Genomic DNA, 20,248 nt, shown 5'->3' on the forward strand with positions numbered 1-20,248 from the left:
GTGTCCGGCGCGCTGTACGGCAGCGCTTGCCAGGTGGCGTGCGCGCGCCGCGCGGTGCGGCAGGTGCTGCGCCACACCGGCGCCAGGCCGCAGTTCATCGACGAGCGCAAGCTGGCCGTGGCCGGCTGGATGGCCGGCCTGCTGGGCGAGCGGCCGGCCGGCCGGCGGCTGCGCGCCAAGGTGGCGCTGGGCCGCTCCCTGTTCGACATGAACAAGGGCATACCCAACGGACGCTTCCTGGCCGGCGCCTACTGGCGCAGGCGCGGCGGCCTGCCGCCGGGCTTTCCCGGCGGCGCCAACCCGGCGCTGGACAACTGCGGCCTGCTGTGGGTGTCGCCCGTGCTGCCCATGTGCGGCGAGGACCTGCTGCGCGTGCATGCGCTGGCCGAGCCGATCTTCCGCCTGCACGGCTTCGACCTGTTCGCCACCTTCAGCATGATCAACGAGCGGGCGCTGGGCGGCGTGATCACCGTGGCCTACGACAAGGACAGCCCGGACGAGACCGCGCGCGCCATGATGTGCTACCGCCAGCTGTTCGACACCGTCATGGAGGCCGGCTACATTCCCTACCGCGTCGGCCTGCAGTCCATGGCCGATCTCGACAGCGGCGGCGACAGCTACTGGCGCGTGGCCGCCCGCCTGAAGGCCGCGCTGGACCCGCAAGGCATTATCGCGCCCGGCCGCTACCAGCCGCCGGCGCGGGTTTAGCGCCGGACCTGGCATACGCTGCAGCGGCATGGGGGCATCCATCAGGCGCTGCCGCGCCGGCGCAGGCCGGCCAGTCCGAGCAGGCCTGCGGCCAGCAGCGCCAGAACGCCGGGCTCGGGCAGTTGCACCAGGGCGACCACGGGGTCGGCCAGACGCCAGCCCCAGCCGTTTTTCCCCACCGCCGAAGTGGCCAGTATGCTGGTCATGGTGTTAATGCCGAAGAAGTCGCTGCCGCCGGCCTGGCTGGCGCTGCGGAAGTAAATGCAGGCCGGGCCGGACATGCAATTGGCCAAATAGGTGCCGGTGCCGAAGGCCGGCGTGGGCAGGCCGTCGGTTTCCTGGAACAGCGTGGTGTTGAGCGGGTTGAACGCCACATTGCTCATGCCGGCTACCGGGCCGGTCACCATGCCGGGCGTGAACTCCCAGCTCATCAGCAATTCGCCGTCGGTGATGCCCTTGATTTTGTTGAAGGCAGTGCGGTCGCTCGCTTTCAGCCCGCCCGTGCCAAAGCCGGGGTTGGTGCCGCCGCTCAGTTTATCGATGTAGAAGTCCAGGTGTATCTTGCCGTCGCAGCCAAAGGCCGCGTTGGTGCAGCCGGCGCTGAAGATGCGCTTGCCCACGCCGCCGGTGCCGGCAGCGGTGCTGGCGTCGCCTGCGCCATACATCATGAAGGAGATGCTCTGGTTGTTCAGCCCCTGCTGCCAGTAGCTGTCGGAGGCGTTGCCAACCTCGTTGATCGAGGTCATATAGCCGGCCGCGAAAGTGGACTCCTTCAGCGTGCCGGCCTTGCCCGCGTCGCTGCTGCGCGCCTGGTAGCCGGTGTACTTGATTTCCACCAGGCCCGGTTTGCTCAGGACGAAGGGGGCCAGCGGCGCCGCCATGGCCAGCGGCGCGCAAACAGCGGCCAGGCAAAACAGCGTGCGGCGCAATACGGTCAAGCTCTGCATGATGAACTCCTGTGGTTGGGTTGCTCACTACACACATAGCAATATGCGGGCCACGCGGCGGTTTGCGGGGCAGGGACCGGATTGCCGGTCCGGCGCTGGGCATGCGTGTAAGCAAAAGCGACGCTGTGCAGCCGAGCCCACGGCCGAACTCACAGTTGCGGCAGCAGTGCCCGCACTTCGCTCTGGCGCGTGAAGGTCTTGTCGGCCAGCAGCAGCTCGAACTGGCGGCGCGCGCCGGGTTTGTCGCCGGTCTTCATCAGCGCGGTGGCGTAGTGGTAGCGGATCTCGCTGGCCTGCGGCGCCGCGTCGCTGGCCTGTTTCAGCAGCGGCACGGCGCGCGCGGCCTGGCCTTGCTCGAGCAGTACCCAGCCCAGCGTGTCCTTGACGGCCGGATTGCCGCCGGCCAGCTTGTGCGCCCGTTCGGCGTACGCCAGCGCGCGCTTGTCCTTCACCTGCTGCAGCGTCCAGGCCAGGTCGTTCAGGGCCACCACGTTGCCGGCGTCGGCCTCGATGACTTTCTCGTACTGCGCCGCCGCCCCCGCGTAGTCCTGCGCGCTCATCAGCGCGCTGGCCAGGTAGAGGCGCGCGGTCGCGTCGCGCGGATGCTGCTGCAGCCAGTGCAGCACGCGCTCGGTGGCCTCCTGCTTGCGCCCCTGCGCCGCCAGGCTGCGGTGGATGGCGATCACGGCCGGGCCGCTCGGTTCCAGCAGATAGGCGCGCTCGTACAGCTTGAGCGCCGGCACGGCGCGGCTTTGCGCCATCAGGATGTCGCCTTCCAGGCGGTAGCCCAGCGGCAGCTGCGGATTGCGCTTCTGCGCCTGCTGCGCGATGGCGAAGGCCTCGGTCCAGCTGCCTTGTTCGGTCAATAGGCGCACCGTGGTCAGCTGGGCCAGGCCGTTGTCCGGCTGCAGCGCCAGCGCCTTGCGCGCCGCGGCCAAGGCATCCGGCAGTTGACGCAAGGCCAGGTTGGCGCCGGCGATCTGCATCTGCACCATGGGCGAATCGGGCTGCAGCACGGCCAGTTTGGTATAACTCTCCAGCGCGGCCTCGTGGCTGTTGCCGGCGGTTTGCGCCTGCGCCAGCACGGCCAGCACGTCCGCGTTATCGGGATTACTACCATGCAGCTTTTGCGCCAGCGTCAGCGCCTTCGGCGTTTCCCCCGCGCGCAGGTAGTAGTTGGCCAGCAGCAGCGCCGGGGGCAGGGCGTCCGGATTTTCGCGCTGCGCCCGCTCCAGCCAGCCTATCGCCTCGGCGGTCTTGCCCTGGCCGGTGGCCAGCCGCGCCAGCGCCGTCATGACCGCGATGTTTTTCTTATCCTTGGCCAGCGCCGCCTCGTAGCGCTGGCGCGCGCGTTCGGGCTGGTGCTCCAGCACATCGAGCTGGCCCAGATTGTCGAGTGCGGGCAAGTAAGCCGGATCGAGCGAGAGCGCGCCCTGGAACGCCGTCCGCGCGGCGGAGAAGTCGCTGCTGGCGAGCAGCACGCCGCCTTTCAGGTTCTGCACGGCGGGATTGTTGCCCTGTTTTTCCAGCGCCGCCACGGCGGCCAGCGCCTTGGCGTAGTCCTTGTTACGCAGATGCACCACCACCAGCATGATGCCGGCGCGCGGCGCCTTGGCGTCCAGCGTGCTTGCGCGCTCCAGTTCGCTGATTGCGCGCTGGCTGTCGCCCAGGCCGAGCCGGCTCGCGCCCAGCGCCGCATGCAGTGCGGACGTACCGGGCGCCAATTCCACCGCCCTCTGGAAATAGTCGGCCGCCTGGCCGAACTGCTGCAAGCGCATATGGGCGTCGCCTGCCGTGGCCAGCAGCTCGGCATCCCCGGGGTATTTTTCGATCAGCGGCTTCAGCAGCGCAATCGCGTCGACCGCCTTGTTGTTGCGCAACAGCGTGGCAGCCAGCAGCTTGCTCGCGTACAGGTGGCCGGCGAGATTTTCCAGGAAGCGGCGCAACTGCTGCTCGGCCTGGGTGTTCTGGTTCAGTTCGTACTGCACGGCCCCGGTCAGCAGCACGGCGGGCATATAGTCCGGTGCTGCGCGCAGCACCAGCTGCAGCTGTTCCAGTGCCGCCGGATAGCGCTGCTCGCGGAAGTCCAGCAAGGCCTGCGTGAACACCAGCGGCAGGCTGGCGGGCGCGGCGGCCCGGGCCAGGGCCAGCTGGGCCTTGGCGTCGGCGAATTTGCCGGCCTGGATCAACAGGCTGGCGATGTCGATGCGGGTTTGCAGGTCGGCCGGGCGCAGCTTGAGGATGTTTTCGTAGCTGGCTCGCGCCTCGGCCGGCTTGCCTTGCACGCGCAGCAGGTCGGCGCGGAAGCGCAGCGCGTCCACGTCGCCGGGATGCAGCGCCAGCGCCTGGTCCGCCAGCGCCAGGGCGCGCGCTTGCTCGCTGTCCAGCAGGGCCAGGCGAGCCCGCCCCAGCAGCGCCAGGCTGTTGCCGTCCTGCTTGGCCAGCGCGGCGTCGAGCTGCTGTTCCGCTTCGGCCCGCCGGTTCAGGCCGAGCAGCGCGTAGGCGCGCAGCGCCATCATATCGGCGGTGGCCGCCTGCGCGGGCAGCGTGGCCAGCAAGCCGTCGAATTGCTGTTGCAGCAGCATCACGCGCGCAATGCGCGGCAGGATCTCGACCTCCGCCATGCCGGCCTGGCGGGCGCGCCGGTATTCCTTTTCAGCCGACTGCACATCGCCCGATTCCAGATAGAAATCGCCCAGCAAGGCGCGCGCGGCGCTGTGCTCGGGGTTGGCTTGCAGCACGTTCTTGAGTTGAATAACGGCGGCTCGCGTATTGCCTTTCTTCTGGTAGGCTTGCGCTTCCGCGATCAGGGCCGGCGCATCCGGCTTGTGCTTGCAGGCGGGCAGGCTGGCGGCAAGCAGACCGGCGGCCAGGATGGCGCCGGCGGCACGGCTGGCGCGGGGCAGGGACGAATTCGACATAGATCTCTCCGGGGGACGGGCGTAGAGTTCCAGCGTAGGCGTTCGCGGCCCGGGGCTTGTTGATCGGCCTCAATGAACTGCATCAGGCTGCGGGCTTGCTTGCAGGCAGAGGGCCGCGCCGCGCTGGTCCACGGTGTGCAGCTCCACCGGGCGGCGCCACACGCGGGCGATATAGTCCAGCACCCGTTCCGCTTGCGGCTGGGCCAGGCCGCGCCCGTCGCAGTCGTGGTCATGCGCCAGCGCGAGCCTGCCGCCGGCGCCCACGCCCGCCACCCGGATCGACGGCGCGCCATAGTTGTAGCGCGGCGCCAGGATGGCTTCGTGCAGCGCGGGCAAGTCCCGGCTCGCGAGCCAGGCGGCGCCGTCGCGGTCCTGCATGTAGGCGAACAGCTGCAACTGCGCGGCGACGTCGCGGTCCAGGTAATTGCGGATGAAGCCGAAATCGTCCTCGTCGCGGCAGATGCGGCGTGCTTCGGCCAAGCCGCGGCGTTCAATAATGTGGTCCCATAGCGCGTATCCCAGGTGGTAGGGATTCAGCTGCAAAGCCAGGCGGCCGTCGCCGCATGGGCGCACGATGTCGGAATGGACACGAATCGCTTCCAGGTACAGCGGCGCCGCCAGGAAGCCCGCTTCGCGCAGCAGGCGCGCATGCCAATAGCAGGCCCAGCCTTCGTTCATGATCTGGCATGCGTGCACCGGATGGAAATAGCACACCTCTTCGCGCACCGCGAGCAGAATGCCGCGCTCCCAGTCTTGCAGTTCCGGGGCGTTCCGCGCGATGAACAGCAGCAGGTCACGCTCCGGCACGCCGGCGTGCACGTCGACTTGGGCCTCCAGCGCCAGGGCCGCATCCAGCACCGTGTCCACCGCCGCCTGGCCGTGCAGCAGCGCCGCGCGCTCCACCAGCCTGGCATGGGCGGCGCTCCGCTCCAGGATGCCGCTGCCACCCGGATCCGTGAAACCGCGCAACAGCGCATTGCGGCGGGAAAAATCGGCGTGGCCCAGCACATGGGCGCCGACCAGCGCATTCTCGGCTTCGGTGTTGCTGTCCGCCAAGAAGGCGCGGCATGGCGCGCCGGGAAACATCACCTCATAAATGCGGGACTGGCCCATGTGGCGCGCCGTCATCTGGCGCAGGTAGCGCAGGCCGAACGACCAGTGCCGCATACGCACGGGCAAGCCGTAGATGGCGATTTCGAGCATGAAGCTTTCCGGCACCTGCTCAAAATCCACCGGTCCGCATTCCAGGCCCAGTTCGGCGGCCAGCGCCTCCATGGCGGCGAGATGGCGGCTCATTTGCGCGCGGCGCCGTGGCCAAAGAAGCTGCGGATGGCGTTCCATGCGTCGTCCGGCTGCGCGAGCGTGCAGATTGCCGCCGCGTCGCCGGCATGCTGGCGGGCGGCGAACAGGCGCTGCAGCTCGCTGCCCTGGGCCGCATTGGCGCGTGATGCGCCGACTACGGTTTCCGCGTAGCCCATGAAATTGAGCGACGGCGCCAGGGCCGCCAGCGCGGTGCTGGCGGCTGCGCGGTCTTCCCTGTAGTTTTCGCCGTCGGACGCGTAGAACAGATAGGCGTTGTGGTGCCCGCCCCCGTAGTCCGCGCGCAGGATGTCGTGCGCAAGCTGGAACAAGCACGATGCCTGCGTGCCCCCTTCGCCGGAAATCTGGAAGAACTCCTGTTCGGAGAACTCCCAGGCGCGGGTGGCGTGCGCGAGGAAGCGCACCGCCACGTCCTGATAGCGGCGGCGCAGGCCGTGCAGCGTGAAATGGAAGAAGGTCTTGGCCAGCTTGCGTTCGGGCAGCGTCATGCTGGCGGACACGTCCAGCGCGAACAGGACCACTGCCTTGCTGGCCGCATGGCGGCGGGGCTGCTGCTGGCGGAACCGCAAGTCATCGTTGATGTAGGCGAGGCCGGGTGCAGGGGAGGGCCGCGTCGTTTGGGCAGCTCGGCGTTTCACTGCCTGCATGGCGGTGCGGCGCCGGTCCAGTTGCGACAGCGCGCCTTGCCGGTTCCAGCCGCTGCGCATGTTCGCCGGCTCCTTGCCGGGGCCGGTTTCCGGCGCCAGCAAGGGCAGTTCCAGTTCCTCCCACAGCCAGTCCGTAATGTCGCCGGCGGTGAACTCCAGCTGCATGCGCACGCCGTCGTCCCCTGCGAGAGACTCCGCGCTGCCGGCGCACGCCGGTTCTCGCCCTGCACGCAGCATGTCGCCAGGCCTGCCTGGACCGTGGCCGGCGCCGCTGCCGCCGTCGGGCGCATCCGCCAATCGAAATCGCGCGTGCTCGAGCAGATGCAAGGGCACGCGGACCGGGCGCCGCGGGTCGCCGGAAATCAGGTCCGGGCATTCCAGAAATTGCGGAACATAGGCCAGCACCGCCTGGCGCACTTTCTGGTTGTGCCGCAGCCAGTCGCGTTCGCCGCGCGAGAACAGCTCATACCATCGGGACTGGTCTGCCATGGCGCCCCCGTCATTCCTGCGCCAGCAAAGTGGTGACATAGGCCAGCGCCTCGCGCGCGCTGTGGGCGTCGTAGCCGTATTCGTCCACCAGGCGCTGCTCCACTGCGCTTAGCCGTCCGCGCACAGCCTCGTCCGGACGCCGCTCCGAACTCACCAGCCGCAGCACATCGCGCCGCTGCTCGAACAGGTATTGCTGTATCGCCTCGCGCAGCGGCGCATGGCTGGCCAGGTTGAACTGTTCGCCGCGTTTGTAAGCGCCCATCGCCTTGCGCACCACCTCCTGCCTGAAGGACTGCTTGCCCGCCTCGCTCACGTGTATCTTCTCCTCCACCGCGCGCAGAAAGCGCTCGTCCGGCCGCCGCTCATCGCTGGTGATGGGATCGCTGACCTGGCGGTTGTCCAGCATCGCCTCCACTTCGTCCAGGTACTTCTCCAGCAGCTCGTCGGCCTCGCGCTCGAAGGCCACAAACAGCGCGCGGTGCACATCCTCCTTCACCCACACGTTGTAGAAAGCCTTGCGCGCAAGCGCCAGGTGCTCCAGCCAGCGCCGCTTCTTGCGGGCCTCGATACGTGCGTCACTCTCGATCGCATCCTTCAGCGCCAGCAGCACTTCCATGGCGCCCAGGCTGGCATGGCCGCACTGCCTGGCGTGGATGATGGCGTGGGACAGCGCGTTGACCACAAAGCGCGGCGAAACGCCCGCCAGCGCCGCATCCTGTTCCCCTCCCGGCGCGCCCTCCCGCGTGCGCGCCGCTTCGGGACGCAGCATGCCACCCACGTCTTCGTCAGCGTGCAGGCGCACCGCGCGCACCAGCTCGTCGTCCTTGCCCTCGCTGTCCGGCAGGCGGCTCAGCACGGCAAACACGGCCGCGGCGTGCAGCGCGTGCGGGTCCAGATGCGCGTCGCGGAAAGCCGGTGCGGCCGACTTGATCAGCTTGGCGTAAATGCGCGCTTCGGCGCGGTAGTCCAGCGTGTACGGCACCTGCACGATAACCATGCGGTCCAGCAGCGCCTCGTTTTCGCTTTCCAGTACAAAGCGGCGGAACTCGGCCAGGTTGGTGTGCGCCACGATGGCCAGGTCCAGATGGATCAGCGGAAAGCGCGCCACCTTCACGTTCTTCTCCTGCGTCAGCGTGAGCAGCAGATGCAGGAACTCGCGCTTGGCCTTCAGGATTTCTATCATCTCCAGCACGCCCCGGCTGGCCGCGTACACGGCGCCGGACCAGGACCAGGCGCGCGGATCGCCTTCGTCGCCAACCTCGGCCACCTTGGACAGGTCGACCGAGCCGACCAGGTCGGCCATGTCGGCGGTGGCGGGGTCGTGCGGGGCATATGTGCCCACGCCGCAGCGCTGCGCCTCGGCCAGGAACAGACGCTCCACCGGCATCTGCAGAAAGTCGCCGCCATGCTGCTGCTCCAGGCGGGCACTGCAGTGCGGACACAGTTCGCCCTCGGCCACGGCGCCGTAAGTGTCGCGGAAATGGCCGCGCATGCTGTGCGGCAGCAGGTGCAGCGGGGACTCGTGCACCGGGCAGCCTGCGATGGCGTACAGCGCGCCGTCGTCGGTCTGGCTGTATTCCTCCAGGCCGCGCTTGAGCAGTATCACCAGCGTGGACTTGCCGCCGGATGGCGGGCCGAGCAGCAAGAGCAAGCGGCGTCCGACCTCGGAGCCCGCCGCCGCAGCCTGGAAGTAGGCGCATACGCGGGCGAGGGCGTCGTCCAGGCCGAACAGTTCGCCCGCAAACAAATCCTGTCCGGCGCCCGCGCGGCTCCAGCGCAGCATGTCCCAGATGTACTGGTGGGCGTTGCGCGCCAGCAGGGTGGGGGCGGCCGGCAAAATCTGCCCGAGAAACTGGGCGAAGGGGCCGCGCCAGGGCTCGGCGCGATGCTGCCGGGTGTAGCTTTGCAGGCTGTCCAGGAATTGCTGATGCGCGCGCACGGCGTTCTCCTCAGGTTGGCTACAGTATCTGCCCGGGGGAGATGTGCGGAATGAGGCGCGTCAAGGAGTGGAGGGGAACTTTTTGCAGCTGCGGTGCTGGCGGGTTACGCGCTGCGCGCTAACCCGCCCTACGGCGCCGCATGGGTAGTTTCGCGTGGGGCGGGTTAGCGGGCTCTGCCCGCGTAACCCGCCGGGGCGTCGTCTATTTTACGTTGTGGATGCGCGCGATGGCGGCCGACACACCCGCGCCGTAGGCCGGATCGCACGCGGTGCAATTGGCCACGTGGCGGTCTATCACCTGCTGGGACGCGCCATGGATGGCGCGCGCGGTGTTTTCAAACAGCAGCGTTTGCTGGGCGGGCGTCATCAGCTGGAACAGCAGGCGCGGCTGGCTGAAATAGTCGTCGTCCGTGCGGTGGTTCCAGTGGTCGGCCGCTCCCTCGATGGACAACGGCGGCTCGCGGAAATCAGGCTGCTCCACCCATTCCTGGTAGCTATTGGGCTCATACGGCGTGGCGCCGCCCTGGTTGCCGTCCACCCGCATCTGGCCGTCGCGGTGGTAGCTGTGGAAGGGGCATTTCGGCGCGTTGACCGGAATCGACGCATGGTTCACGCCCAGACGGTAGCGCTGCGCGTCGCCGTAGGAGAACAGGCGGCCCTGCAGCATCTTGTCCGGCGAGAAGCTAATGCCGGGCACGATATTGGCGGGGTTGAACGCGGCCTGTTCCACTTCGGCGAAATGGTTCTCGGGATTGCGGTTCAGCTCCAGCACGCCCACTTCGATCAGCGGGTAGTCCTTGTGCAGCCAGACCTTGGTCAGGTCAAAGGGGTTGTATGGCGCGGTGGCGGCTTCCTTCTCCGGCATCACTTGCACGAACAGCTTCCATTTGGGGAAATCCTTGCCTTCTATGCTCTCGTACAGGTCGCGCAGATGGGTTTCGCGGTCGCCGCCTATGCTGGCGGTCGCTTCCTCGTCGCTCAGGTTGGCGATGCCCTGCTGCGTCTTGAGCGTGAACTTCACCCAGTAGCGCTCGTTCTGCGCGTTGATGAAGCTGAAGGTATGGCTGCCGAAGCCGTGCATGTGGCGATAGCTGCGCGGAATGCCCCGGTCGCTCATCACCACGGTCACCTGGTGCAGCGCTTCGGGCAGCAGGGTCCAGAAGTCCCAGTTGCTGTTGGGGCTGCGCAAGCCGCTGCGCGGATCGCGCTTGATGGCGTGGTTCAGGTCGGGGAATTTGAGCGGGTCGCGCAGGAAGAACACCGGCGTGTTGTTGCCCACCAGGTCCCAGTTGCCTTGCTCGGTGTAGAACTTGATGGCGAAGCCGCGGATGTCGCGCTCGGCATCGGCCGCGCCGCGCTCGCCGGCTACGGTCGAGAAGCGCACAAACAACTCGGTCTGCTTGCCGATGCTGGAGAACAGCGATGCCTTGGTGTATTTGGTGATGTCATGCGTTACCGTGAAGGTGCCGTAAGCGCCTGCGCCCTTGGCGTGCATGCGGCGCTCGGGGATGACTTCGCGGTCGAAATGGGCCAGTTTTTCCAGGAACCACACGTCCTGCAGCAGCGCCGGGCCGCGCGGGCCGGCGGTCTGGATATTCTGGTTGTCAGGGACGGGGGCACCGAAAGCGGTGGTCAGCTTGTTCATTGTAGATCCTTACTGAAATGCTGCGTTGTGAAAGCCATTGTTCTGGGGGCGGGCCATGGCGCGCTGGCTGGCGCTGATCAGGCCGCGCTGCGTGGCCACCACCACCGCGTGGGTGCGGGCGGTGGCGTCCAGCTTGCTCATCAAGCCTTTGACGTGGGTCTTTACCGTGCCCACCCCTATGCCCAGTTCGCGCGCGATGGACTTGTTGCAGCAGCCCTGGGCCAGCAGGCGCAGCACGTCGGTTTCGCGGCCGGTCAGCGACTCGCGGCTCAGGCTGTCCGCCACGCAGCGTGTGACGGACTCGCTCAGGTAGCGCAGGCCCTGGCTCAGCAAGCGGGCGGCTTTCACCAGCTCCTCGGCGCTGCATCCCTGCAGCAGATAGCCGTGCACGCCGCTGTCCATGGCCATGCGCACTTCCCATTCCTTGTCGAACTGGGTCACGATCAGCACGCGGCGGGCGGGGCTGTAGCGTTCCTGGGGCGCCTGGCGGGCGGCGGCAATACCGCTCTGGTAGTCTGCGACCACCACATGCGCCACGCTCAGCGCCTGCGGGCAGGCGGCGTGGGTGGAAACGGCGAACTCTGCATGCTCGCCCAGGATGGCGCGCAACCCCGCCGCCATGACGGGGTCTTCATGCATGATGTGGATGTTGATGGTGTTTGGCTGCATGGTGGATCTCCTACGTACTGCAGCAGCGAGCGCTGTTGCTTCTCATACATTTATGATGTACGGACAAGGTAGGCAGATCAAGTTAAGAGATGTTAAACGCGGTTAACACCAATTTTGCAAGCACGCGCCAGCTAGGCTGGCTGCGGCCTGGCGCCCCACGCGAGCCAGGCCAGCAGCGCTATCGCCGGCAGCAAACCGTAGAATCCAACGTAAATATAGGCAAACGCTCCGCCTATGGCGCCGGCGCCGAAGGCCAGTATCGGCCACAGGAATTTGGCGCAGCGTCGATGGACGGATGCGTCCGCGCCGCCGCGCACAATGTCCACCAGGTCGATCACCAGCTGGGTGACATTGCCCGTCATGACGGTGGTTGGGGTCAGATGGGACAGCAGCAGCTTGGCGGCGGCGTTCTGCACGCCCATGGCGGCCGCGCCTATCGCGCCGGCGAGCAGGGCCAGCGGCGCGTCCGACGTGGTCAGCGGCACGGCGGCCAGGCCGGCCAGCATAAAGCCAATGAGCAAGATCAGTTGCAGCGAGAAAACCGAACGCAGCGGCGCCTTGCCGCGCCGTTCCAGCGACAGGATGTACAGCCGGGTAAAGGCTACGGCCGCAACAAAGGCGCCGAAGGCCAGGAACTTGATCAGCACGCTGTTGCCGCTGGGGCGGGCCAGCTCGCTGCCGATCAGCACAAAGTTGCCGGTAACGTGGGCGGTGAACAGGCCGAACAGGGCGACAAAGCCCAGCGTGTCCACATAACCACCTAAAAAACCCAGTGCAACTGCTTGCCGGGATGCCCGTAATTCAGTGCTGCTGTCTGCCACGCTGTCTGCCATTGTCATGCTCCATCCTGTAAATGGAGGCACTTTAGCGCAGTGCACCGGCAAACGCGCTCTCTCTTATGCCCTAGGGGCGGTCCCAAGGCGGGGTGTCCTTGAACTGTTCGACCAGGAAATCGATCATGACCCGCACCTTGGCGCTGAGGTGGCGCCGGCTGGGATAGACCGCCTGGATGTCGATATCCGGCAGGCTGTAGTCGGGCAGCACCTGTACCAGGCGGCCCGCGCGCACGTCCGCGCCAACCAGGAAGGTGGGCTGCCAGATGATGCCCTGGCCGCCCAGCGCCACGGCGCGCGCGGTATCGCCGTTATTGGTGCGCATCATGAAAGGAATCTTGACGGTATGCAGCTTGTTGTCCGCATCCAGCAACTGCCATTCATCCGTGGCGTTGTAGCTGTAGCCTATGCAGTGGTGCTTGGGCAGATCGGCCGGCGTGGCGGGCGCGCCGTGTTTGGCCAGGTAGGCCGGCGACGCGCACAGCATGTTGACCGAGCTGGCCAGCTTGCGCGCCACGTGGGAGGTGGAACCCGCGCGTGAAATGCGGATGGCCATGTCATAGCCTTCCTCGACGATGTCGACCACCCTGTCGATCAGCGCCACCTCCAGCTGCACGTCCGGATACAGCTCCATAAAGCGCGGCCACAGCGGCGCCAGCTGCAGCACGCCGAAACTCAGCGGCGCGTTAATGCGCAGCAAGCCGCGCGGCTGCATGGTGGCGGAGGACACGATGGCTTCCGCCTCGGCCACTTCGTCGAGGATGGATTTGGCGCGTTCAAACAGCGCCTCGCCGCTGGAGGTGAGCGACATGCGGCGCGAACTGCGGTTCAGCAAGCGCGTGTGCAGGTGCGCTTCCAGGTCGCTGATATAGCGGGTTACGTTGGCGGGGGAGGTGTCGAGGGCTTCGGCTGCGCGGGCAAAGCCTTCCTTGCGGACGACCTCGACGAACACTTCCAGTGCGCGCAGTCTATCCATGGACAGGGGCGCAGCTTAGTAGCGGTTCCAGGTGTTGGCGGCGGTGCGGGTGGCGGCCGCTTCCTTGATATTGCTCAGTTCGGCATCACGCGCTTCGCGCTGCATTTCGGCCAGTTTGGTGGCGGCCTGGCTGTCGCCGGCGCGGGCTGCGTCTTCGAATAATTTGATGGCTTCGTCGCGGCGGTTGCTGTCCGCCTGGTATTGGCGGGCCAGTTCGCGGCGCGCCACGGCGGAACCCTGTTCAGCCCATTCGCGCAGTCGCCGCTCCGCAGCAAAATTCCCGTTTTTATTCATTTGCAGTGCCGTCGCTTCGATAACCGGTGCAGGCGGGACCATGTCGTCTTTAGCCTGTACGCCGATCAGTACGCCCACGGTAACCAGGACCGTTGCTACCAAAACGCCGGACTTGTTGAATAATTCCATCTTTGAGAACCTTTATGCGTGTCGCTCGATCGGACAACGGGGACGCTATGATACCACTTATTTCCAAAAGACAACAAATATTGTGTGCTTTTGCTATTTGGTGCAGTGCATTACATCATCCTCTTTTCTGAGGCTGCATGCAAAGCGAAGGGGATATTAGCATGCTCATTTTGCGCAAAAAGCACACATTCCCACAAATCAGGGTAACAATTGTAACCACATGTGAAATTTCTCAACGCACCGTAGGAATAGACCTACATCATTCCCCTATTGTGAACGGATTATTCATAGGGTGCATGTATCAAGTGCACATCAATAAGTGCCATGCATGCTACTTGGCACTTCATATAGCTCGGTATGCCCGAAGCCTTGCTCATAGTCCAGCACCGAAATCACCGACGGTGTGATGCGCACAAACACCGAACCCGGCCATGTTGCGCTGCCCGCATGCACCATCTGGCGCAACTGCGGAAAGCGGAACAGCATCAGGTCGGCCGCGTGCGCCGATTCGTCGGCATCGCCGACTATCTCCGCCAGGCCGCCCAGCGACAGGCCACGGATATGCTGCCAGTCCGCATAGGGCGGCGTGACCGTGGCCGAGACCCGGTTGTTCTGGCGGATGTTATGCGCCTTCTGGCTGTCCAGGCCGATGCCGGCGTACAAAATCAGGCCTTGGTGGACGTAGCTCACCACGGTGGCCTGCGGATAGCCGTCCGGGCGCAGCGTGGCCAGCGTCAAGTCGTGCGTGGCGGACAGCAGCTTGAGTACAAACACCCGGCGGGTGGGATCCAGCGATTGCATACGGCCTCCTTGCAGTGGAAGTGCGCGCCATGCGCACCGGAGTTCCGATGCTAGAAAGCCGCCCGGATTTCGGCTTTGCGCAAGATCAAACGAACGCGGATTTTCATTTGTTGTTTTGAACGCCGGAATATTGGAGGAGGCGGGATAGCTTGCGCTAGAATCAAAGATGTTTCCTACCGATACGAGGTTAGTGATGGCGGGCACGAAACAGCAGGCCGGGACTGGCCGGGCATGAGGAAGATGCCCGGCTTCGGCGTATCCTGGGCGGCGGCGCTGCGCGGCGCGCTCACGGATATGGCGCTGCAGCGCAAGCTGCTGCTGGTGTCGGTCATCACGGCCGGCATCTCGCTGCTGGCGGCGCTGGTGGCCCTGGCTTCCTATGACGTGGCGGTGGCCAAGCCCAGGCTGGTGTCGGAACTGGCCAGCCGTGTCGAGCTGGTTGCGCTCAACCTGGACGCGGACCTGAACTTCGGCGACCGCAACGCCGCCACCCGCACGCTGGCCGCCCTGCGCGGCACGCCCGACCTGCACAGCGCCTGCCTGTTCGACGCCCATCACCAGCCTTTTGCGCACTACCGGCGCAATGGCACAACCAACTGCGCCTGGCCCGCCACTCCCTCGCCATCCGGCCAGCAGCTCGCCGGCCCCTATCTGGCCATGATGGCGCCGGTGCGCTTCGGGCACGAGACCGTGGGCTACCTGCAGGTGGAATACACGCTGCCGGCGTTGGCCGAGCGGCTGCAGCGCTACAGCCCGGTGCTGGCCGTGGTCTTGCTCACGCTCACCGTGGGCGGCCTGCTGCAGGCCATCATCGTGCTGCGCCTGGTCACGCGGCCGCTGCTGGCCCTCTCGGCGGTGGCGCACCGCGTCACGCAGGAGCAGCGCTACGACCTGCGCGCCGAAGTGGCCGGGCACGACGAAGTAGGCCAGCTGGCCGAGGCCATCAACACCATGCTGGGCACCCTGGCCGCGCGCGACGCCGCGCTGCGCCGCAGCCAGTCGCAGCTGGAAAACATCGTGGAGAAGTCCTCCGCCATTATCTTCATCAAGGACCTGGAAGGGCGTTACATGCTGGTCAACGAGCGCTTCCGCGTCACGCTGCCGGCTGGTGCGCCCGATCCGATCGGCCAGGACGATGTGCGTCTGTTCGGCGCCAGCCCGGGCAGTCCGCTGCGCGCCAACGACCACGAAGTGCTGAGCACCGGCCACGCCAAAGCCTATGAGGAGACGCTGCCCGACCACCACGGCGAGGAACGCACCTATTTGTCGGAGAAATTTCCACTGATAGACGAACAAGGCCACACCTGGGCGCTGGGCGGCGTGTCCACCGACATCACCGAGCGCAAGCGCGGCGAACTGGAGCTGCTGGAGTACCGCGACCGGCTGGAGCTGGAGGTGGCCGAACGCACCGGGCAGATGGTGGAGGCCAACCGTGGCCTGGCCGCCTCGCTGGAAACGCTGCAGCGCGCGCAGGACGACCTGGTGCGCAACGAGAAGCTGGCCGCGCTGGGCGCGCTGGTGGCAGGCGTGGCGCACGAGCTGAACACGCCCATTGGCAACAGCCTGCTGGCCGTCAGCACGCTGATGGACCAGACACGCGACTTCCAGAAGCTGGCCGCCGCAGGCCTCAAGCGCTCCACGCTGGATACCTTTGTCACGGATATCAATGCCGGCGCAGAAATCGTGCTGCGCAATCTGCACCGCTCGGTCGACCTGGTGGCCAGCTTCAAGCAGGTGGCGGTGGACCGCACCACCTCGCAGCGCCGGGTCTTCCTGCTGGCCGAGCTGGTCAGCGAAATCCTGCTGGTGCTGATGCCCACCTTCAAGAAGTCCGGCATCACGGTGCGCCAGGACGTGCCGGAAGAAATAGAAATGAACAGCTACCCCGGCCCCTTCGGCCAGGTGCTCATCAACCTCATCACGAACGCACTCAGCCACGGCTTTGACGGACGCGGCGAGGGCGAAGTGGTGGTGAGCGCGCACAGTGTGGACGGCGGCAAGGTGGAAGTATGCGTGGTGGACAACGGCGGCGGCATCGCGCCGGAAAACATGAGCCGCATCTACGACCCCTTCTTCACCACCAAGCTGGGCAGGGGCGGTTCCGGGCTCGGCCTTAACATCGTCTACAACATCGTGTACGGCGTGCTGGACGGGAAGATCGACGTCAAGAGCGAGCTGGGCAAAGGGACGCGCTTCACCATGACCCTGCCGAGCGGCATGGAGAAGCGCTGAACCGCGTTTAGAAGTCCACCGTGGCCGACACGGTCACCGTGCGAGGCGCGCCCAGCACCAGGTAGCCCGAGCCGGGGTAGCCGCCGGCCGAAGCCCAGTAGTTCTTGTCGGTCAGGTTGTCGATGCGGGCGCGCAGCGTCACGTTGCGCTCGGCGATACGGGTGGCGTAGCTCACGCCGGCATCCAGGCGGTTCCAGGACGGCAGCCGCTGCAGGTTGGCGCCGTCGGCGAACTGGCTGGCGGTGTGCAGGGCGCGCGCGTTCACGCTCAGGCCCGGCACGGCGGCCACATCCCATTCAGCGCCGATATTGAGCTGCGTATCAGGCACGCCGATGGCATCCTTGCCCTGGTTCCTGCCGCCTTCGGTCTTTCTCTGCTCCGCGTCCAGCAGCGTCAGGCCGCCCAGCAGGCGCAGGCCGCGCATCGGCTGGCCAAGCACGGACAGCTCGAGGCCCCGGTTGCGCTGCTCGCCGAATACGCCGAAGTAGCCGTTCTCCACATAGCCCGACGGCTGGCCGGTGCTGAACAGCGCGGCGCTGAACGCCAGCGAGCCGGTGTCGTATTTCGCGCCCACTTCCTTCTGGCGCGACTTGTACGGCGCAAAAATGGCGCCCTTGTTGAGCACGTCCGCGCCGGACGCCACCGCGCCTTGCTGCAGGCCTTCGATGTAGTTCGCGTACAGCGACACGCCCTTATACGGCTTGTACACCAGGCCGGCCATCGGCGTCAGCTCGCTCTGGTTGTAGGAGGCGTTCTCCTCGGCGGTGCCATAGTCGTAGCCATAGTCCTTGATGGTCTGGCGGCGCACGCCCACAGTCAGCAGCACCTTGTCGTCGGCAAAGGCCATGGTGTCGGCCACGGCGTAGCTGGACAGCTCGCTCTTGCGCGTCAGCCCCGGATCGCCCAGATTGCCGCCGAAGTAGATGGTGGGGGGAGCCGCCTTGTCCACCGGTGCGTGGATATTGGTGGCGATGGCGGAAAAGTCGCTCATCGCATACGCATTGCGCGACTCGGCGTGGAAGGCGGACAGGGTGGCGCTCAGGCTGTGGCCCACGCTGCCGGTGCGCAGCTTGCCTCGCACGCCCACCTCGCCGGTGCGCACGCTGTCTTTGCGCTCATTGTCGAAGCGGTACATGATGGCGTCGCCCTTGGTGTTGGAGACGGTGGGCGCCGCCAGCACATTCGATTCCTTGCCGGAACGGGCGCCGAGCGCGGCCCAGGCCACGGCGCCGGAGCCCAGGTCGGCCTCGCCGCGCAGCGTGCCGAAAGTGTCGCGCTCGTTCGAGTGGGTCCAGTTCTGGGCGAAATTGCGGCTGGCGTCCGGCGCGGAGGGCAGGGCGATGCCGCCGGCCACCGTCACGCTGGGGCGCGCGTTTTGCAGCTTGTGCTCCTGGAAGCCCACGTCGGCGGACAGGCGGTAGCCCTCGCCGTGGAAGTCCAGGCCGACCGACAGCAAGCTCATTTCGCGGCCTTCGCGGTCCACGGCGGTGTCGCCGTCGCGGCGCACGGCGTTAATGCGGATGCCGGTGTTCTTGTCCGGGCCGAAACGGCGGCCCAGGTCCAGCGCGGCGTAGCCCAGGCCGCCGCTTTCGGTGCCCAGCGTGAGCGAGGTCAGGTCGTGCGCGCCGGCGCGCTTGGGCAGCAGGTTGATGGTGCCGCCGATGCCGCCGCCGCCGGGCTGGGCGCCGTTGATAAAGGTATTCGCGCCACGGAACACTTCCACGCGCTCCAGCAACTCGGTCGCCACGAACTGGCGCGGCAACAGCCCGTACAGGCCGTTGTAGGCCAGGTCGTCCGAGTTCACAGCGAAGCCGCGTATCACGTACAGCTCCTGGTAGTTGCCGAAGCCGCGCGCCACGCGCACCGACGGGTCGTTCTGCAGCACATCGGCCACCGAGCGGGCTTGCTGGTCCTGCATCAGCGACTGGGTGTAGTTGGTGGTGTTAAAGGGCGTATCCATCATGTCCACATTGCCCAGCAGGCCCAGGCGGCCGCCGCGCGCCACCTGGCCGCCCGCATAGGCTTTCGGCAGCCCTTCGGCGGACGCATCGGCCGAGGCGCTGATGACGACCGTGGCAAGCGGAGCGGCCGGCTGCGCGCTGTCCGTGGTCTGCGCAGTTGCGCTAGCGCTTACAAATTGGCAGGCAAAAAGGCTGGCTGCGAGGGCGAAAGGGGTGAGCTGGAATTGAGGCATAGGTCTTGGAGAGCGTTACATTTGGTCGTCGAAGCAAATATTATGGGACTGAGAGATGGTTTTTGTCTAGTAAATGAGAATGGTTTGCATTACTATTCAATCTTTACGATAGAAGTGCCGCATTGCAATGACACCCGCCACTACCCGCCGCTGGGCATGGATACACAAATGGAGCAGCCTGGTTTGCACCATCTTCATGCTGCTGCTTTGCCTGACCGGCCTGCCGCTGATTTACCATCATGAGATTGGCCACCTGCTGGGCAACGACGTGGAAGCGCCCGCCATGGCCCCCGGTACGCCCAAGGCGGACCTGGACCGGGTAATCGCGGCCGGCAAAGCGCTGTATCCGGGCAAGGTCATGATGTATATGTCCCAGGAAGCGGACGAGCCGAATATCTGGAACCTGACGATGGGCGACCATCCGAACGATCCCGAATACAAGCCCATCGCGGTGGACGCGCGCACGGCCAAGGTGCTGGCCCAGCCGAATTTCGAGGACTCCTTCATCGGCGTGATGTTCCACCTGCACGTGGACTTGTACGCCGGCCTGTGGGGCAAGCTGTTCCTGGGCTTTATGGGGCTGCTGCTGGTGATCGCCATTGTGTCGGGCGTGGTGCTGTACGCGCCCTTCATGCGCAAGCTGGACTTCGGCACCGTGCGCCGCGACCGCGCGCCCCGCCTGAAATGGCTGGACCTGCACAATATGCTGGGCATCGTCACGCTGGTGTGGGCGCTGGTGGTGGGCGCCACCGGCATGATCAATACCTGGGCGGACCTGCTGCTGAAATACTGGCAGTACACCGAGATGGCGGAAATGGTGGCGCCTTACAAGGGCTTGCCGCCGCCGACCACGCTGGCATCCATGGAACAGTCCATGTCACGCGCGCTGGCCGCCGAGCCAGGCATGAAGATAGGCTTTGTCGCGTTCCCTGGCACGCCGTTCACCAGCGCGCACCACTACGGTATCTTCATGCGCGGTAACGAGGCGCTGACCTCGCGCCTGTACAAGCCGGTGCTGGTGGACGCGCAAACAGCGCAGATCACCGACCGCCGCGAGCTGCCGTGGTACCTGACGGCGCTGCTGATCTCGCAGCCGCTGCATTTCGGCGACTACGGCGGCGCATGGATGCAATTCCTGTGGGCCATGCTCGATATCGCGACCATTGTCGTGCTGGGCAGCGGGCTGTATCTGTGGCTTAAGCGCGGCAATACGGCCAGGGCGAGCGCGCAGTCCGCGCCGGCGGAGGAAGCACAAGAACTGGCGCTCGCCGGCGAGGGGGCGTCCAAATGAAGGGACCGTTCATGCGCATGTGGGGCGCGCCGATATTGTTCGGCGTGCTGACCACGATGGGGCTGGTCTCCGCGCTGGTGGGGGACGGCGTATGGGATTACCTGTCCGCCGCGGCGCTGGGCGCGCCCGTGGCCGCCTGCGCATGGTACGGCCTGCGGCGCCGCTGACATTGCGCTTGACCTTCCCATCATGGGAAGGCCTACACTGGAGGCC

Annotated in this window: 15 protein-coding genes and 1 pseudogene; 4 read left to right on the top strand and 12 right to left on the bottom strand. The window is 66.2% G+C overall.

Going from position 1 to position 20,248, the window contains the following annotated elements:
• Positions 1 to 708 (top strand): annotated as a pseudogene (locus GTP77_RS14510) (FAD-linked oxidase); the annotation flags it as partial.
• A 41-nt stretch (positions 709 to 749) separates the two neighbouring features.
• Here the strand turns inward: GTP77_RS14510 and GTP77_RS14515 are convergent.
• The 11 genes from GTP77_RS14515 to GTP77_RS14565 all read right to left on the bottom strand — a co-directional run bounded on the left by GTP77_RS14515 (position 750) and on the right by GTP77_RS14565 (position 14,318).
• A complete protein-coding gene (locus GTP77_RS14515; RefSeq protein ID WP_161072875.1) occupies positions 750 to 1,655 on the bottom strand; it encodes a PEP-CTERM sorting domain-containing protein in 906 nt (301 codons plus the stop codon).
• Between the two features lie 149 nt (positions 1,656 to 1,804).
• Complete coding sequence (gene prsT, locus GTP77_RS14520; RefSeq protein WP_161072876.1) at positions 1,805 to 4,576, bottom strand: XrtA/PEP-CTERM system TPR-repeat protein PrsT; 2,772 nt, start codon at positions 4,574 to 4,576, stop codon at positions 1,805 to 1,807.
• A gap of 69 nt (positions 4,577 to 4,645) precedes the next feature.
• Positions 4,646 to 5,872: a SpoVR family protein gene (locus tag GTP77_RS14525; RefSeq protein WP_187358725.1), complete on the bottom strand. Its 1,227-nt coding sequence runs from the start codon at positions 5,870 to 5,872 to the stop codon at positions 4,646 to 4,648.
• Positions 5,869 to 7,032, bottom strand: coding sequence for a DUF444 family protein (locus tag GTP77_RS14530; protein ID WP_161072878.1), 1,164 nt, complete (start codon positions 7,030 to 7,032; stop codon positions 5,869 to 5,871). Before GTP77_RS14530 ends, GTP77_RS14525 begins: the two co-directional genes overlap by 4 nt.
• A 10-nt stretch (positions 7,033 to 7,042) precedes the next feature.
• On the bottom strand, positions 7,043 to 8,971 hold the full coding sequence (locus tag GTP77_RS14535; protein WP_161072879.1) for a serine protein kinase: 1,929 nt from the start codon (positions 8,969 to 8,971) through the stop codon (positions 7,043 to 7,045).
• Positions 8,972 to 9,173: 202 nt separating this feature from the next.
• The gene (locus GTP77_RS14540; protein ID WP_161072880.1) at positions 9,174 to 10,616 is read right to left on the bottom strand and encodes a catalase; all 1,443 of its coding nucleotides are present in this window, start codon (positions 10,614 to 10,616) and stop codon (positions 9,174 to 9,176) included.
• A gap of 9 nt (positions 10,617 to 10,625) precedes the next feature.
• Positions 10,626 to 11,285: a LuxR C-terminal-related transcriptional regulator gene (locus GTP77_RS14545; protein WP_228892514.1), complete on the bottom strand. Its 660-nt coding sequence runs from the start codon at positions 11,283 to 11,285 to the stop codon at positions 10,626 to 10,628.
• Between the two features lie 131 nt (positions 11,286 to 11,416).
• On the bottom strand, positions 11,417 to 12,124 hold the full coding sequence (locus GTP77_RS14550) for a YoaK family protein (protein WP_308807724.1): 708 nt from the start codon (positions 12,122 to 12,124) through the stop codon (positions 11,417 to 11,419).
• A 64-nt stretch (positions 12,125 to 12,188) separates the two neighbouring features.
• Positions 12,189 to 13,094, bottom strand: a complete 906-nt coding sequence (locus GTP77_RS14555; protein WP_161072881.1) for a LysR family transcriptional regulator — start codon at positions 13,092 to 13,094, stop codon at positions 12,189 to 12,191.
• A gap of 15 nt (positions 13,095 to 13,109) precedes the next feature.
• Complete coding sequence (locus GTP77_RS14560; protein WP_187358726.1) at positions 13,110 to 13,517, bottom strand: hypothetical protein; 408 nt, start codon at positions 13,515 to 13,517, stop codon at positions 13,110 to 13,112.
• Between the two features lie 312 nt (positions 13,518 to 13,829).
• Positions 13,830 to 14,318: a pyridoxamine 5'-phosphate oxidase family protein gene (locus GTP77_RS14565; protein WP_161072882.1), complete on the bottom strand. Its 489-nt coding sequence runs from the start codon at positions 14,316 to 14,318 to the stop codon at positions 13,830 to 13,832.
• Between the two features lie 231 nt (positions 14,319 to 14,549).
• Here GTP77_RS14565 and GTP77_RS14570 point away from each other — a divergent pair, with 231 nt between their 5' ends.
• The gene (locus GTP77_RS14570) at positions 14,550 to 16,550 is read left to right on the top strand and encodes an ATP-binding protein (RefSeq protein WP_228892517.1); all 2,001 of its coding nucleotides are present in this window, start codon (positions 14,550 to 14,552) and stop codon (positions 16,548 to 16,550) included.
• 7 nt (positions 16,551 to 16,557) lie between these two features.
• Here the strand turns inward: GTP77_RS14570 and GTP77_RS14575 are convergent, their stop codons facing one another.
• Positions 16,558 to 18,744 (bottom strand): TonB-dependent receptor, encoded by a 2,187-nt coding sequence (locus GTP77_RS14575; RefSeq protein ID WP_161072883.1) that lies wholly within the window; start codon positions 18,742 to 18,744, stop codon positions 16,558 to 16,560.
• Positions 18,745 to 18,871: 127 nt separating this feature from the next.
• Between GTP77_RS14575 and GTP77_RS14580 the strand changes: the two genes are divergently transcribed.
• The gene (locus GTP77_RS14580) at positions 18,872 to 20,035 is read left to right on the top strand and encodes a PepSY-associated TM helix domain-containing protein (protein WP_161072884.1); all 1,164 of its coding nucleotides are present in this window, start codon (positions 18,872 to 18,874) and stop codon (positions 20,033 to 20,035) included.
• On the top strand, positions 20,032 to 20,202 hold the full coding sequence (locus GTP77_RS30215) for a hypothetical protein (protein WP_187358727.1): 171 nt from the start codon (positions 20,032 to 20,034) through the stop codon (positions 20,200 to 20,202). Before GTP77_RS14580 ends, GTP77_RS30215 begins: the two co-directional genes overlap by 4 nt.
• The last annotated feature ends 46 nt before the right edge of the window (positions 20,203 to 20,248 follow it).

Source organism: Pseudoduganella aquatica (assembly GCF_009857595.1).
GTDB lineage: Bacteria > Pseudomonadota > Gammaproteobacteria > Burkholderiales > Burkholderiaceae_D > Rugamonas > Rugamonas aquatica_A.

Bases quoted from the DNA above. Each gene is read 5' to 3' on its own strand.
- GTP77_RS14515 (WP_161072875.1), bottom strand. From the start codon at position 1,655: ATGCAGAGCTTGACCGTATTGCGCCGCACGCTGTTTTGCCTGGCCGCT.
- prsT (WP_161072876.1), bottom strand. From the start codon at position 4,576: ATGTCGAATTCGTCCCTGCCCCGCGCCAGCCGTGCCGCCGGCGCCATC.
- GTP77_RS14525 (WP_187358725.1), bottom strand. From the start codon at position 5,872: ATGAGCCGCCATCTCGCCGCCATGGAGGCGCTGGCCGCCGAACTGGGC.
- GTP77_RS14530 (WP_161072878.1), bottom strand. From the start codon at position 7,032: ATGGCAGACCAGTCCCGATGGTATGAGCTGTTCTCGCGCGGCGAACGC.
- GTP77_RS14540 (WP_161072880.1), bottom strand. From the start codon at position 10,616: ATGAACAAGCTGACCACCGCTTTCGGTGCCCCCGTCCCTGACAACCAG.
- GTP77_RS14545 (WP_228892514.1), bottom strand. From the start codon at position 11,285: ATGCAGCCAAACACCATCAACATCCACATCATGCATGAAGACCCCGTC.
- GTP77_RS14550 (WP_308807724.1), bottom strand. From the start codon at position 12,124: ATGACAATGGCAGACAGCGTGGCAGACAGCAGCACTGAATTACGGGCA.
- GTP77_RS14555 (WP_161072881.1), bottom strand. From the start codon at position 13,094: ATGGATAGACTGCGCGCACTGGAAGTGTTCGTCGAGGTCGTCCGCAAG.
- GTP77_RS14560 (WP_187358726.1), bottom strand. From the start codon at position 13,517: ATGGAATTATTCAACAAGTCCGGCGTTTTGGTAGCAACGGTCCTGGTT.
- GTP77_RS14565 (WP_161072882.1), bottom strand. From the start codon at position 14,318: ATGCAATCGCTGGATCCCACCCGCCGGGTGTTTGTACTCAAGCTGCTG.
- GTP77_RS14570 (WP_228892517.1), top strand. From the start codon at position 14,550: ATGAGGAAGATGCCCGGCTTCGGCGTATCCTGGGCGGCGGCGCTGCGC.
- GTP77_RS14575 (WP_161072883.1), bottom strand. From the start codon at position 18,744: ATGCCTCAATTCCAGCTCACCCCTTTCGCCCTCGCAGCCAGCCTTTTT.
- GTP77_RS14580 (WP_161072884.1), top strand. From the start codon at position 18,872: ATGACACCCGCCACTACCCGCCGCTGGGCATGGATACACAAATGGAGC.
- GTP77_RS30215 (WP_187358727.1), top strand. From the start codon at position 20,032: ATGAAGGGACCGTTCATGCGCATGTGGGGCGCGCCGATATTGTTCGGC.